This window comes from Weissella thailandensis (assembly GCF_001932615.1).
GTDB lineage: Bacteria > Bacillota > Bacilli > Lactobacillales > Lactobacillaceae > Weissella > Weissella thailandensis.
In genome coordinates, this window is the sequence record NZ_CP014332.1 from 598391 (window position 1) to 612328 (window position 13938).

14 protein-coding genes, 5 tRNA genes and 1 rRNA gene are annotated in these 13938 nt (G+C 37.8%); 18 read left to right on the forward strand and 2 right to left on the reverse strand.

The features are described 5' to 3' along the window. The first annotated feature begins 26 nt into the window (after positions 1-26). The 7 genes from rrf to FOL01_RS02955 all read left to right on the forward strand — a co-directional run bounded on the left by rrf (position 27) and on the right by FOL01_RS02955 (position 1018). Positions 27-143, forward strand: a 5S ribosomal RNA gene (gene rrf, locus FOL01_RS02925). Positions 144-149: 6 nt separating this feature from the next. Beyond that, positions 150-222 (forward strand) — tRNA-Val (locus FOL01_RS02930). Between the two features lie 2 nt (positions 223-224). Continuing rightward, positions 225-298 (forward strand) — tRNA-Asp (locus FOL01_RS02935). Between the two features lie 29 nt (positions 299-327). Then, positions 328-401, forward strand: a tRNA-Trp gene (locus FOL01_RS02940). A gap of 2 nt (positions 402-403) precedes the next feature. Next, positions 404-476 (forward strand) — tRNA-His (locus FOL01_RS02945). Between the two features lie 27 nt (positions 477-503). Further along, positions 504-587: transfer RNA gene (locus FOL01_RS02950), tRNA-Leu, on the forward strand. A 128-nt stretch (positions 588-715) separates the two neighbouring features. Next, on the forward strand, positions 716-1018 hold the full coding sequence (locus tag FOL01_RS02955) for a hypothetical protein (RefSeq protein WP_075269259.1): 303 nt from the start codon (positions 716-718) through the stop codon (positions 1016-1018). Between the two features lie 89 nt (positions 1019-1107). Here FOL01_RS02955 and FOL01_RS02960 read toward each other — a convergent pair whose 3' ends face one another. Further along, entirely contained in the window at positions 1108-3918 is a 2811-nt protein-coding gene (locus tag FOL01_RS02960; RefSeq protein ID WP_075269260.1) for a YfhO family protein, read from the reverse strand. 225 nt (positions 3919-4143) lie between these two features. Between FOL01_RS02960 and FOL01_RS02965 the strand changes: the two genes are divergently transcribed. From FOL01_RS02965 to FOL01_RS02995, 7 genes are all read left to right on the forward strand, one after another. Next, positions 4144-5124: a mannose/fructose/sorbose PTS transporter subunit IIB gene (locus FOL01_RS02965; RefSeq protein ID WP_075269261.1), complete on the forward strand. Its 981-nt coding sequence runs from the start codon at positions 4144-4146 to the stop codon at positions 5122-5124. A gap of 46 nt (positions 5125-5170) precedes the next feature. Further along, a complete protein-coding gene (locus tag FOL01_RS02970) occupies positions 5171-5971 on the forward strand; it encodes a PTS mannose/fructose/sorbose transporter subunit IIC (RefSeq protein ID WP_075269262.1) in 801 nt (266 codons plus the stop codon). A 19-nt stretch (positions 5972-5990) separates the two neighbouring features. Beyond that, positions 5991-6938: a PTS system mannose/fructose/sorbose family transporter subunit IID gene (locus FOL01_RS02975; protein WP_075269263.1), complete on the forward strand. Its 948-nt coding sequence runs from the start codon at positions 5991-5993 to the stop codon at positions 6936-6938. 88 nt (positions 6939-7026) lie between these two features. Continuing rightward, on the forward strand, positions 7027-7374 hold the full coding sequence (locus tag FOL01_RS02980; RefSeq protein WP_075269264.1) for a DUF956 family protein: 348 nt from the start codon (positions 7027-7029) through the stop codon (positions 7372-7374). 36 nt (positions 7375-7410) lie between these two features. Beyond that, on the forward strand, positions 7411-8082 hold the full coding sequence (locus FOL01_RS02985) for a histidine phosphatase family protein (RefSeq protein WP_075269265.1): 672 nt from the start codon (positions 7411-7413) through the stop codon (positions 8080-8082). Between the two features lie 123 nt (positions 8083-8205). Beyond that, positions 8206-9075, forward strand: a complete 870-nt coding sequence (locus FOL01_RS02990; protein WP_075269266.1) for a DNA/RNA non-specific endonuclease — start codon at positions 8206-8208, stop codon at positions 9073-9075. Positions 9076-9298: 223 nt separating this feature from the next. Further along, positions 9299-9994: an aspartate/glutamate racemase family protein gene (locus FOL01_RS02995; RefSeq protein ID WP_075269267.1), complete on the forward strand. Its 696-nt coding sequence runs from the start codon at positions 9299-9301 to the stop codon at positions 9992-9994. Between the two features lie 591 nt (positions 9995-10585). Here FOL01_RS02995 and FOL01_RS03000 read toward each other — a convergent pair. Continuing rightward, a protein-coding gene (locus FOL01_RS03000; protein ID WP_156834980.1) for an IS3-like element IS1163 family transposase occupies positions 10586-11655 on the reverse strand; the annotation gives its coding sequence in 2 pieces (ribosomal slippage) (positions 10586-11427 and positions 11427-11655; 1071 coding nt in all). 126 nt (positions 11656-11781) lie between these two features. Here FOL01_RS03000 and FOL01_RS11435 point away from each other — a divergent pair. The 4 genes from FOL01_RS11435 to FOL01_RS03020 are packed head-to-tail and all read left to right on the forward strand — an operon-like array spanning position 11782 to position 13914. Beyond that, positions 11782-11922, forward strand: coding sequence for a hypothetical protein (locus FOL01_RS11435; RefSeq protein ID WP_250637862.1), 141 nt, complete (start codon positions 11782-11784; stop codon positions 11920-11922). Positions 11923-11932: 10 nt separating this feature from the next. Continuing rightward, a complete protein-coding gene (locus FOL01_RS03010; RefSeq protein WP_250637864.1) occupies positions 11933-12547 on the forward strand; it encodes a PfkB family carbohydrate kinase in 615 nt (204 codons plus the stop codon). A 21-nt stretch (positions 12548-12568) separates the two neighbouring features. Further along, positions 12569-12991, forward strand: coding sequence for a D-ribose pyranase (gene rbsD / locus FOL01_RS03015; RefSeq protein WP_075269269.1), 423 nt, complete (start codon positions 12569-12571; stop codon positions 12989-12991). 11 nt (positions 12992-13002) lie between these two features. Next, on the forward strand, positions 13003-13914 hold the full coding sequence (locus FOL01_RS03020; RefSeq protein WP_075269270.1) for a GRP family sugar transporter: 912 nt from the start codon (positions 13003-13005) through the stop codon (positions 13912-13914). The last annotated feature ends 24 nt before the right edge of the window (positions 13915-13938 follow it).

Genomic DNA, 13938 nt, shown 5'->3' on the forward strand with positions numbered 1-13938 from the left:
ACTAAGTTCACTCAACAAAATAAACGTGTCGTGATGATGGCACTGAGGTCACACCTGTTCCCATACCGAACACAGTAGTTAAGCTCAGTAGCGCCAAAAGTAGTTGGAGGATCGCCTCCTGCGAGGATAGGACATCGCGATGCATTAATGGACGTTTAGCTCAGCTGGGAGAGCACCTGCCTTACAAGCAGGGGGTCACAGGTTCGATCCCTGTAACGTCCATTGGTCGCATGGTCTAGTTGGTTATGACGTTCGCCTGTCACGCGAAAGATCACGGGTTCGAATCCCGTTGTGACCGTTTCAAATTAGGTATTACATCATTATTATAGGGGTATAGTTTAGCGGTAGAACAACGGTCTCCAAAACCGTCGGCGGGGGTTCGATTCCCTCTACCCCTGCCATGGCGGTAGTGGTGAAGTGGTTAACACACCGGTTTGTGGTTCCGGCACGCGTGGGTTCGATCCCCATCTACCGCCCTAGCTTGATGTAATATTTAATATGATGCCGTTGTGGCGGAATTGGCAGACGCGCTGGACTCAAAATCCAGTTCTCGCAAGGGAGTATGGGTTCGACCCCCATCGACGGCATAACATACCCTAGGGGTTCTTTATTCAAGAATTCTTAGGGTTTTATTTTTGTTTTATAAATTGTTTATATAGAAGATAATAAGTGTAATACTAGGGTAGTATGAATCTTATGTGAAGGAGACATAAACATGGCAAATGATCCGATTACCAGTGACACGCATCAACAATTAATGGCAGATTTTAGTGCCGGTGGACCACAAGTTGGTGAAAAAAATATCACGTTAAAAGAAGGCTTTGACGTGCGTGATGCTTCGGGGGAAGAACAAAATTATACGCAATGGGATGTTATTCATCGCGCAGATGAGACTTATTGGTCACCTTTAAATGGTGACCGTAAAACGTTGTATGATATTACTGATTATGAAATTAAAAGTAAGAAAAGTGATCAGTGGATTAGTATTGCAGAATGGTTTGATTCTGACGAATTATAAAATGTAATCATTAGAAATGAAGTGTATATAAAAAAGGGATTCCTGAACCACCATTCAGGAATCCCTTTTTGTGTGTAGAAAATTGATGCTTATTTTTGAGACATAACTAGTCTTTTAAAGAGTCGTACGATAAAGGTTAAACAAATAATTAGCAGACCAATGAAGAAACTAACTTTACCTAAATGACCGCCGGGCGTGTGATAAGACAAATTGATATTATTCTTACCCGCAGTTAGGGGAATCCCAATAAAACCATTGCCAAGGTTAATTAGATTAGCATGGGTACCTTTAGCCGTCCAACCATGACTATAAGGAATAGTAGTTGCTAGTATTCTAGGTTTATCGACGGTAACAGATGTCGAAAGTTGATTATCATCCAGCGTATAACTTGGTGCTGTTTGTTTCATGTGCTTTGCCACTTTATTAAAACTTTTGCCTGTTGGGATTGCTTTCACTTGTAAATCAAAGTCATATTGCCCGACCTTATCAAAGGATAGGGGGATAAAAGTTTCTTTATTTACTGAATTGGCTTGGCCAAGATTTAATGTAATATTCTTTTTCGGATTATAAAATGATAGATTTGACTTTCCAGTTTGAGTAAATGTGTTGTTTATACCATTGTAATTAGTCGAAATAGTATAGTTATTAATTTCTTTACCAATACCACTAAAATTTTTCTTATACCAATTCCAAGTAAATGCTTGTTCATTATATTGTCGATCAATTAAGTTTTGTGCATTTCTGGCATCTTGGGTGTGCTGATAACGATATTGATTTAATGCGACTTGTTGCTGTTGTTTTAAATGATAGGGTTTAAAATGGATATTCGATATTTCCAAGTGTAATTCAGTACCTTTTAAAGTTTTGGAAGGACTGAGATAAAAGCCTTCAGGCAACCAGTCTGTATTTGTTTTGTACGTAATATGTTGTTTTTTCTTTGCTTTTTTTGTTAAATCAGTTCTTATTAAACCAGTAGCAACTTTTTGACTAAATTTTGATTTGTCTGAAGATGAATGACCAGGTAACACCACGCTATCAGCCATTGAAGCTTCTTTTTCTGTTGGTGATAGGGTATTATAGTATTTTTGGCTCAAGTAATAGTCTGGTAGATATACCAGTGGATAGGCATTCTCAGAGTGGTTAATTGTCTGACCATTAACAATCTGATTAGTCTGTGTTTGATAAGAGTTAGGCGTTAATGTGTCCGGGTTTTCATAACGGTCAGAAACGCCTAATACATTACTAATAATATTTCGTGAATCAAGATCGCCAGTAATATCATTAGGATTAGATGAACTGATACCAAGTGGAGCTAACCCGTGGCTAACTGAACCACTCTGCAATGACCAGTAGCTTTCAACATTGTTCAACCTGCTAAGAAGCGGAAGGTTGGTTGCCGGTGCAATACCGGTTGCATTATTTAATTGGTTATCCACGTAAGATCGACTTATTTGTTTATCATTTTGATTTTTATAATTATTTTGTTGATGCAGCAACTGTTTAACCACTTGATTTGGTAATAAATCGGTTGCTTTGGGATTGGTATTACTTGTATGATTACGAGTCACCAAGAAAAATGCATTAAACATGACCAATAAAACTAGCCACACTGGTTTAAGTGTGACATTGGACTGCATGAGCCATAATAAAGCTAATGAGGCAAAATATAGAGCAATCATCATACCATAGCGACTATTTAAATTAAAATTACTTATGACAAATAATGAAAGACTTGCTAATACACCAGTAATAAAAAAGCTTAGATAGTCTTGCTTATTTAAAGTATGTAACTGCGCCATGAGATGTAGGACCATTAAGCTAATCGGTAATGATAATAGGAATAACCAACGATTAGATGGCGAAGACCCACCATTAAAAATGGCCGCAAATATGGGGAAACAAAGACTGATTAAGCTGGCTAACCATAAATAATTAAATAGTCGATATTGTTGCCAACGTCGTAAACCAAATACGATTGCCATGATACTAATGGCTGTAAAGCCACCGGTTAACCAAAAAGATGGCGTGGCCTGATTGGCAATTAGATTACCAGGCAACGAAAAATAATAGTAGGCAGGGTATACGGTTAATCCATTTGCAATGCTGCTATTTGATCGTGCCGAATTGAGAACAGCATCCACACTAGGTAATAATAAGGGTGCAGCTAGTAAGCTAGCAATTAACCCTGAGAGTAAAGTTTTAATAAATGTTCGCCAACTTGGCCAACTTTGTTTTTTAATATGATAGCCAAGACAATAGATGCCCAGGCCAATCATCATCATAAAGGCAAAATAGAAATTATTCCACAGTGTCCAGAAAAGCACTATTGTTAAGAAACTATATTTTTGCTTAGATAAAGCAATATCTAATGCTAGAATGAGTAGCGGAAAAATAATTAAAGGGTTGATAAAAAACGGATGTTCAAACGCTGAGAATGCGGTATATCCTGAAAATATATAGCCAAATACAGCGATTTGATAGTGCCATGTTGGTCGATTTTTGAACCAATGTTGCGCAGTTAACAAAAAAGTAATGCCGGCTAGGTAAAGGCGCACGATAACCATCCAGTTGTAGTATGCAATTAGGTGCGCTTTAGAAACCAAGACAGCGCCATAGCTGAATATATCCCCTAAAGTGTAGTAAGAAAAAGTCTGGTAATAATCAGCTCCCAAGCCAATTTGCCATTGCCAATTAGTTGGTAACGTGTGGTTATGAACAATGTTTTTTAAGTCTTCTTGCCAGTGCACTAAGGCTGGAAAGTGTTGTGCGATACCATCTGACTGCCAAATTAATGACGTATCTGTAAAGTAGTAAGGCGCAAAAATAAACATCGACAGAATGCCGAAAAGAATTGTATATATGATTACTGGTCGGTTAGACCATTTCAACCAAGGGTGCATGTTGATACCTCCAAAAGACTATCAAAATATTATAGCATTTTCAGGGTTAATGAAGCGTAAAAATGCCAGTAATTAGCCAATGATAATCGCTCTGAAAGCCTGACAGATAAATAATTTAAAGTAAGTGTGTAACCGTTTACAGATGATAGAAGATAGTCTATAATTACACAAGTACAGTAATGTTTGTACTTTTGAATTATTATATAAATAAGGAGCGTGGCAATTATGGTAAATTTCATTATTGCTAGTCATGGTGAATTTGCTGCGGGTATCCGACAGTCAGGTCAAATGATTTTTGGTGAGCAAGAGAATGTTCAAGTAGTAACATTTATGCCCAATGAGGGTCCGGAAGATTTGACGAAAAAGTTTGAGGATGCTCTTGCAACATTTGAACCTGAGGGACAAGTATTGTTCCTCGTTGATTTGTGGGGTGGATCACCGTTTAACGCTGCATCTCGAATTCAAGCCTTGCATGAAGACCGGATGGCCATCATTACAGGGTTAAACTTGCCAATGTTAGTAGAAGCTTATGGGGCTCGTTTCACGATGGAAACAGCTGCTGAAATTGCAAGTTACTTGATGCCAGTTGCACGAGATGGTGTAAAGACCTTACCTGAAACTGAAGAGCCAGCATCATCTACTACAGATTCTGCAGAAGAAGATGATCAACCAGTTGTTGAGGCTGGGGATATCGATGAAGTTATCCATACTGGTTCAGCAACGATGGATGTTCGTTTAGCACGTATTGATTCACGCCTATTGCATGGACAAGTAGCAACTGCATGGACAAAGGCTGTGACACCAAATCGTATCATTGTTGTTTCGGATGGTGTGTCAAAGGATGAGCTACGTAAGACATTGCTTGTTCAAGCAGCACCTGTTGGTGTTAAGGTAAATGTTATTCCTATTCAAAAGCTGATAGATGTCTGGGATGATCCACGGTTTAGTTCAGTAAGAGCTTTGCTATTATTCGAAACACCACAAGATGTTGCGAAGGCAGTTGAGGGCGGTGTTAAGTTTGATGAAGTTAACATTGGTTCAATGTCTCATTCAGAAGGTAAGCGTATGTTAACAAACGCGGTTGCCGTTGATGATGAGGACGTTAAGACATTGGAATATCTACGAGATAATGGTGTGACTTTTGATGTTCGTAAAGTGCCAGCCGATCAAGGTAGAGATGTTTTTGACTTATTAAAGAAGTCGTAATTTGTTATTAATTAAATAGTAGAGAAATTATTCGGGAGGATAACGCATGATTTCAGCGTTTTTCGTAGTTCTATTCGCATTCCTAGCTGGAATGGATGGGATTTTAGATCAGTTTCAATTCCACCAACCATTGGTTGCCGCAACTTTAATTGGGTTAGCTAACGGACACTTAACTGAAGGAATTATCCTTGGTGGAACGTTGCAAATGCTTGCTCTAGGTTGGATGAACATCGGTGCCGCTGTTGCACCCGATGCGGCCTTAGCTTCAACTGTATCAGCATACCTAGTAACGGGTCCAGCACAAGTTAGTGTTGATACTGGTATGGCGATTGCTATTCCTTTGGCGGTTGCTGGTCAAGTTTTGACGATTGGTGTTCGTACGATTACAGTTGCTTTGGCTCACATTGTTGATAAACAAGCCGAAAAGGGTAATCTACGTTCGATCGAAGCTATCCACTGGACAGCTTTGGCATTACAAGGGTTGCGTATTGCAATTCCAGTTATCGTCGTAATGGCGGTTGGTGCTGGTCCTGTTAATAGCGCATTGAATGCTATTCCTGATGTGATTACAAAGGGATTGGCTGTTGCCGGTGGCTTCATTGTTGTCGTTGGATATGCAATGGTTATTAACATGATGGCAACTGCTGAACTTTGGCCATTCTTCTTCTTAGGGTTCGCATTGTCAGCTGTTTCAGAATTGAACTTGATTGCCATGGGTATGATTGGTCTTGTATTGGCTTTGATTTACCTACAATTGTCACCAAGATTTAATGGTGGATCAGGTAATGGTGGCGGTTCAAATGGGTCAAATGGTGATCCAATTGATGCCATTTTAGATAATTACTAAGCTTGGAGGATAGTACATCATGAGTGAAAATGAAAAAGTCGAAGTTCACTTGCGCAAAAGTGATCTTGTAAATACTTGGTGGCGTTCAACATTCTTGCAGGCTTCATGGAATTATGAGCGTATGCAAAACGTTGGTTGGGCATTCTCATTGATTCCGGGTATCCGTCGTTTGTATAAGTCAAAGGAAGACCGTGCCGCTGCAATGAAGCGTCATTTGGAATTCTTTAACACACATCCATATGTAGCTTCACCTATTTTGGGTGTTGAGCTTGCTATGGAAGAGCAACGTGCAAACGGTGCACCAATTAATGATGAGGCCATGAACGGAGTTAAGGTCGGAATGATGGGACCTTTGGCTGGTGTTGGAGATCCAATTTTCTGGGGAACGATGCGTCCAGTTCTAGGAGCGTTTGCTGCTGGTATGGCACAAGGTGGCTCAGTGATGGGTCCAATCATCTTCTTCGTTGTTTGGAATCTAATCCGTATGTTGTTCCTATGGTATACGCAACAATTAGGTTATAAAGAAGGTACAAACATCACGCAGGACCTTGGTGGTGGTGCGATGCAAAAAATCACCACTGGTGCTTCAATCTTGGGTATGTTTATCATGGGAGTTTTGGTCCCTCGTTGGACGACGATGAACTTCCCGGTTGTTATGTCAAAGGTTAAGGTGCAAGATGGTGCGGCTGCTGATATTCCTGCACTAGCACAGTCAATTAATGGTGGTGATGTTTCTGCATCACAGATTGCTAAGGTTGTTACCCAAATTCAAGACGAACAGTCGTTAACTGCTTACAAAGTCACAACTTTGCAAGACACATTGGATGATTTATTGCCTGGATTGGCACCATTGTTGTTGATGTTTATTGTTTTGTGGTTGCTACGTAAGCGGGTATCAGCTATCACAATTATCTTTGGATTGTTTATCGTTGGTATCTTGGCATACGCCTTCGGTATTATGGCATAGTACAATTTGAAGTAAATTTGTTAGAATGAAAGATGAGGCAGTGGGCGACACTGACCCATCTTTTTTTATATAAAATAGGAGAACGATAATGGTTCAAGCATTAAACACAAAAATAATATTGTCAGGTAATGCGAATGCAATGATGTCACCTGTTAACATTCAACAAGGTAAAATGTTTTATGGTGACCGTGGGATGGAATTCCGAGCTAATACCCATGGTGGCTATATTCAAATACCGTGGAAAAATGTTAAATCTGTTAGCATGGAAATCATTTTAAAGTTTTATTATCGTGGTTTTTTTGTAACGACCACTGATGGTAAAACATTTGAGTTTGTCGGCGGAAAAGCCAAAAAAGCCGTTAGTGTATTTCGTGAATACTTAAAACCTGAACAAATTATGCGTCGTAAGGGGGCTATGGAACGTAAGCGAAAATGATTTGTGCTAAAATGAGCAAAGAGGGGGGATGAATTAATGAAGACTTTACACTTATATGTTGTACGTCATGGGAAGACGTATTTTAACCGTTATAATAAGCTACAGGGTTGGGGGAATTCACCTTTAGTGGAGTCAGGTATTAAAGATGCCTATCAAGCTGGTCACAAATTATCTCAAGTACACTTTAAAGCAGCCTATAGTTCAGATACTACTAGGGCAATGGATACTGCCAAGATTATTTTAGATGAAAACAAAAATAGTCGCGATATTAGTTTGATTACAGACGCAAAGTTTCGGGAAGAGTTTTATGGTTCTTTTGAAGGGGCTAATATGGATGTGGCTTGGACTAGTGCTGGTGCGCCAGTCGGGTTACGCACTTATGCAGAAATAGTGGATCAATACGGTGTTGATAAAACGAAAGATTTATTAAAGGACGCTGATCCATGGCATGATGCCGAAAATAGTGAAGAATATTGGCAACGTGTGCTAGCTGGACTGAAACGCATATTGACTAATCCTGTTTTAGATGATGGTGATAATGTGCTTTTGATTAGTCATGGTAATACATTGATTTCACTGGCTGATCGATTTGGTGAAGGTAAAATTGCCGTGCATGAACGTCCTGCTAATGGTTCGATTTCTCAAATGGAATTGAATAAAGATGGACTTTCAATTATTACATATAATAATGAGCCGGTGCAGGATTAATTAATGAATTTTCAGAATTATAGGGTGGGACATTTTATTTGGTGCCAGCCTATTTTTTTATGAAATTCGGAATAAACCTTTATGACATGATATACTTATTGACGTCATAAAGGAGGCAGCAATATGGGCCGTAAGAAAAATATTCCAATTGGGACTGCAGTAGTCATTGTCGGTCTTTTAATTTTACAGCAAACTGGTGTGATTAATATTGATGATCAAACAAATAATAACAGTCATCAATCTGCTTCATCAGCAAAGGTTAATAAAACGGTAAATGTTAAAGACGGGGTTAGTTATGGTACAGTTACCGATACTCATCCGAGTGAATCACTAGCCAAAACGGTATTAACAGATGATGTTGTTAAACAGTTAAATGCGAATAAAGTGTCATTTAATAAGACTGGTGCTTATATTGTTAATGATAACCAAACAAATTTGAATGCACAGGTTAACGTCGCACCATATGTTCAATTAGCGCAACAGGACAGTCTTGGTCGACCAGGAGTAGCAAATGCATTCTTAAATAGAACTAGTCGGCAATATCAATCACGATCAGAGACTGGAAGCTCACGAACTATTGAACCAGTTGGCTGGCAGCAGGCAACAATTGGTGGTCGTTATAATACATTGTATAATCGAGGTCATTTGATTGGGTATGCCTTGGCGGGTAGTATTAAATCGTTCGATCCTTCTGAAGCGAATCCACAAAATATAGCAACACAGACGGCATGGGCTAATCAGGCATCAAATGGCAATTCCGAGAATACAGGGCAAAATTATTATGAAACACTTGTTCGAAAGTCACTCGATAATAATCGTAATGTGAGATATAGAGTGACACCGGTTTATATTGGCGATAATTTGGTGCCATCAGGTAATCATATGGAAGCAAAGTCTAAAGATGGTCAATTGCAATTCAATGTTTTTGTACCTAATGTTCAGCCGGGTGTTGAAATAGACTATGCAACTGGTAATAGTACGGTGGTTAAGTAATTTACAAAATATTTTGGCATCCTTGAATTGCTGATAGTCAGTTCAAGGGTGCCAATGTTTAACTATGCATTAGATTGTCTTTTATATAAAAAATGTATAATTACTTTTTGATGGTGTATTAATTTTATAGTGTGTTAATAAACTGGTAAAAACGATTTAAATCATAATATCATTGATGTGTTCTCACCAAAATTATGTATTTAGAATATGGGGGAGTAGGAAAGTGAAAGAATTTTTTGGAATTATTGGTGGCATGGGAACGGTGGCGACAGAAAATTTTGTTCATACTGTAAATCAATTAACTGAAACGCATAAAGACCAAGATTATCTAGACTACATTGTTTTTAATCATGCTTCTATTCCGGACCGAACAGCCTATATATTCGATCATACAAAGCCTAATCCATTACCTTTGTTACAATCGGATGTTGAGAAATTAAATGACATAGGTGTTTCGTTCATTGTTATGACTTGTAATACAGCTCATTATTTTCGGTCAGAATTACAAAAGGCATCTAAAGCGCCAATTCTAAGTATGCCTAATATAGCGGCAAGCGCTTGCCAAACGAGCACTAATAAAGATAGTAAAGTCGGCATCATGGCCACTGATGGTACGATTTCTGCAGAAATATACCAGAAAGAATTAATTGACAAAGGTGTGCAACCGGTTATACCGGATGCACATCATCAGCAATTGGTTATGTCATTAATTTATGATGACATTAAAAATAAGGATTTTGTGAACCGTGAGAAATATCATCAATTGATTACGTATTTCTTTCAAACGCTTGATTGTGAGTACATTATTTTAGGATGTACTGAACTGTCGGTTGCTCAAGAAAAAGAGCCATACCCATCTGAGTATATCATTGATGCACAAAATGAATTGGCAAAGTATGTTGTGAAGCATGCTGAATAAGATATTTAATTTTAAAAATTATCTTAGAAAATTTGAAATAACTAGGCAAAAATATGTTGTAAACTGCAATAGAAGTTTACAACATATTTTTTATTTGAATGGAAAAGTGTAATTATTGTGAAATAATTGGTTTTCTAATTAAATGATTATATTAAATAAAAATTATCATTTAACTTATGGTAACGCTTACAACAAAATGCATTAAGATTAAAAAGTAACATAATAAATTCACGTCACGAGTAAAACGTTTTATTAAAACGTTTACATAGAATGATTTAGCCTATATAATCATATTTGTTCATGACATGGCAAACAATTATGCATTAGACGTTGAAAGAAGAAGGTTTAAAGTGTAATTATTTTTTGGTTTTTAGTTAAAACGTTTTAATTTCAAAATCGTAATATCATATAAAAAATATGGGGAAAAATGATGGCAAAGATAATAACAGTTTTAGGGTCAACAAACATTGATAAGGTTGTTTCAGTTCCGAGGTTTGCTAACAGTGGGGAGACTTTGCACACTAATAATTATTTAAAAGAAGCTATGGGTGGTAAAGGTTGCTCCTATGTCAATAAATGGCACATCTTTTTCTAAACACTCGTTCTAATTCTGTCGGAATTAAACCAACTGATGTAATTTGAGGTTCGGATTACCAAGTCCTCAAAATTGGAAAAAGTTGTTTGAAAGGCAAACTCTCTCTTCAACAATGAGTGAAAAGCTTCAATTGGCCCATTATCATAAGGATAACCTTGTTTTGAGTATGAGTGGCTAATCTGGTGCCGTTCAAGTAAAGTTTCAACTTCGTTGCTGGTGTACTGTGAACCCATGTCAGAGTGAAAATATTGTGGCTTTTGATGACATTCAAGCGCCTGATTAATCGTTTCTACAACTAACGTCGCCTCCATCTGACGACCAATCTTGAAAGCAAGAACTTGATGAACCTTTGGTTCGTAAATAGAACTGAGATAAACCCAGGTTCCTGGACGTAATTCCAAATAAGTAATGTCAGCACGCCATATCCTTGCATTGGGCTGGTGCTTGATTAAATTGGGGCGTTGTGAATGATCCACATGAGTGCCAGGTTTTTTAAATCGCCGATTCATTAAAGAGTGAATTTCCATTTTTCTCATTAATCGTAAAATTCGTTTTGACCCAACACAGATGCCTGACTTGCGAAGCACCATCGTTATTCGTGGATAACCATAGGCACGATAATTATTTTCCCAAATTAATTTAATTTTTTCTTTGAGCTGATTATCAACACGTTCGTGTTGACTAGGTTGATATCTTTTCCAATGGTAATAGGTGCTGCGCGGTAATTTCAGTGCCGAAAGAATAATTGATAAGCGGTGTCGCAATAACTGATCTTCTATGAAGACAAGGCAATTAATTCGTCCTAATGCTTTCCCAGTAACACCGCCGCAACTTTTAAAATTTCAAGTTCCTCCTTTAATCGCTGATTTTCCTTTTGAAGTTGTTTGAATTCTTTGGACGTTACTTCAGTACCGTCTTCTAGCTCAACTGATTTAGCGCCTTTAACCCAGTTATGAATTGCGGCTGGAGAAACACCGTATTCCTCGGAAAGCGAGCGAATAGATCTTTTCTCTTCACGATGCATCTTCACAATGCTGGCTTTAAAATCATCTTGATATCGTTTCATTGGAATGCTCCTATCTTGTTTTATTAATTATGGCACAACTGTTCAGAAATTTATGTACCAAATACTAGGATAGGAGCACATCTTAATCAGGGTGTTGCTGTTGCACGATCAGGTGTAAAGACCAATATGATTACTAAAGTTGGTCAGGCATTCGATATGCAAAAAAATATGCATGTTGAGAATCTAAGAACTGAGTATGTGACGCGTTCGGAAACAGCAGAGACTGGTCAAGCGTACATTACAGTTTCTGAGGAGACGGGGGGATAACACTATTTATATTTATGGAGGTGCCAATGCTGATATGACTGCAGCAGATGTTCGTCAACACAGCAGTGCTATTAAGGAATCTGATTTTGTTATTGCACAACTTGAGACGTCTATTGAGACAGTTATAGAAGCATTTAAAATTGCCCATGAAAATGGTGTGAAAACTATTTTAAATCCAGCGCCAATGCCAGAAGTAGGGGGGCTACCAGAAGAGTTACTTCAGTTAACAGATATTATAGCGCCGAATGAGCATGAAACATATTTGTTAACTAACGTTGAAATCAGTGATGAAAATTCAATGCGTCATAATGCGGTTTACTATTTTAAGCGAGGAATTGATACAGTCATTATTACTTTGGGCTCAAAGGGCTCATTCTATATGCGAGATAATGGAGAAATGTCAATGGTCCCAGCCTTTAAAACCAAAGCAATAGATACAACAGCAGCAGGTGATACATTTATTGGGGCTATGTCAACCCGTTTAAATAAGGATTTGACTAATATAGAAGAGGCAATGATTTATGGATCTGCAGCCTCATCAGTTACTGTTTCACGTTCAGGCGCTCAGCCAAGCATTCCGCATGAAAATGAAGTTTTGGCTATTCTAGCAGCTCACGACAAGTAAAAATTAAGGGGAATAAGAAAAATGCGTAAAACTAACTTATTAAATACTAAATTATCATCAGCAATTTCAGAAATTGGTCATACACAATGGCTGACCATTGGGGACTCAGGATTGCCTATTGCTAATGATGGACGTAAAATTGATCTTTCAGTTATTCGTGGGTTACCTTCATTTATTTCAGTTTTGGCAGCCACTTTATCTGAGATGAAAGTACAAAGAGTGTTTTTGGCGGAAGAAATAAAAAGTGATAATGTCGAACAACACAGAGCTATTTTAGACTTGTTAGATACAGATGTTGAGGTAGTCTATATTGCACATGATGAATTAAAAAAAATGAGCCGTGACGAGAATAATATTGCAACAGTGCGTACTGGCGAAACAACAGCATTTTCAAATATTATATTGGAATCAAATGTTGACTTTACTGGTGAGGCAATTAAATAGGAGATAGTTAAATGAATTTAGTTGGATTATTCTTTTCATTGTTGGCCATTATTGGTTGGAGTGCTTACCCAACTTTAGTTTCTAAGTTTGGTGGTAATTCTATTCAAGGAATTTTTTGGGCAACTTGGGGGACTTTGATTGTTGCTACTATCCTACTACTTGTTCGTGGGTTGAGTGTTCCGACTGGCGTTGATTTTTGGTTATCTGTTGCATCAGGTGCTTCATGGGCATTTGCCAATGTTTTGACAATTGCTGCCTTCAGTCTAAAAGATTCTGCTGGTAATATACTTGGTTCATCAAAAGCAATGCCAATTTCAACAGCTTTTCAAATTTCAGCCAATGTACTTTGGGGTGTTATTATGCTTGGAAACTGGCCAAGTTTCACAGCAAAACTTCTTGGATTCCTAGCAGTTATTGTTATCTTAATTGGTGCATATTTAACCACTTATCAAGAAACAAAAACTGAAGATAATAATGCATTATTATTAAAAGCCGTTGGAATTTTGCTTGTTGCTCAAATAGGATATTCACTATATGGAATTTTGCCACAATATACTTCAAATGGCACAGATGGTATGCATATGTTTTTGCCTCAAGCAATTGGTATGGCCGCATTTGGGTTGTTATTAGGTATTTTTGATTTAGTAAATAACCACCATAATATCTTTGTGGATAAAATTACCTATAAGCAGATTATTTCAGGATTTTTCTTTGCAATGGCTGCATTTGGGTATTTGGTATCAGCACAGCCTGAGATGTTAGGGTTAGCTACAGGGTTTGTTTTGTCACAAGTTTCAATTGTCGGTGCGACGGTATCAGGTATTATAGTAATGAAGCAGTCTAAGACCAGGAGAGAATGGTTAGTTATCAGTATAGGTCTAGTATTAATTCTATTAGCTGCTGCTGTTACTTCGTTCCTATAATTATTTATTTAGACAGAGGGTTAA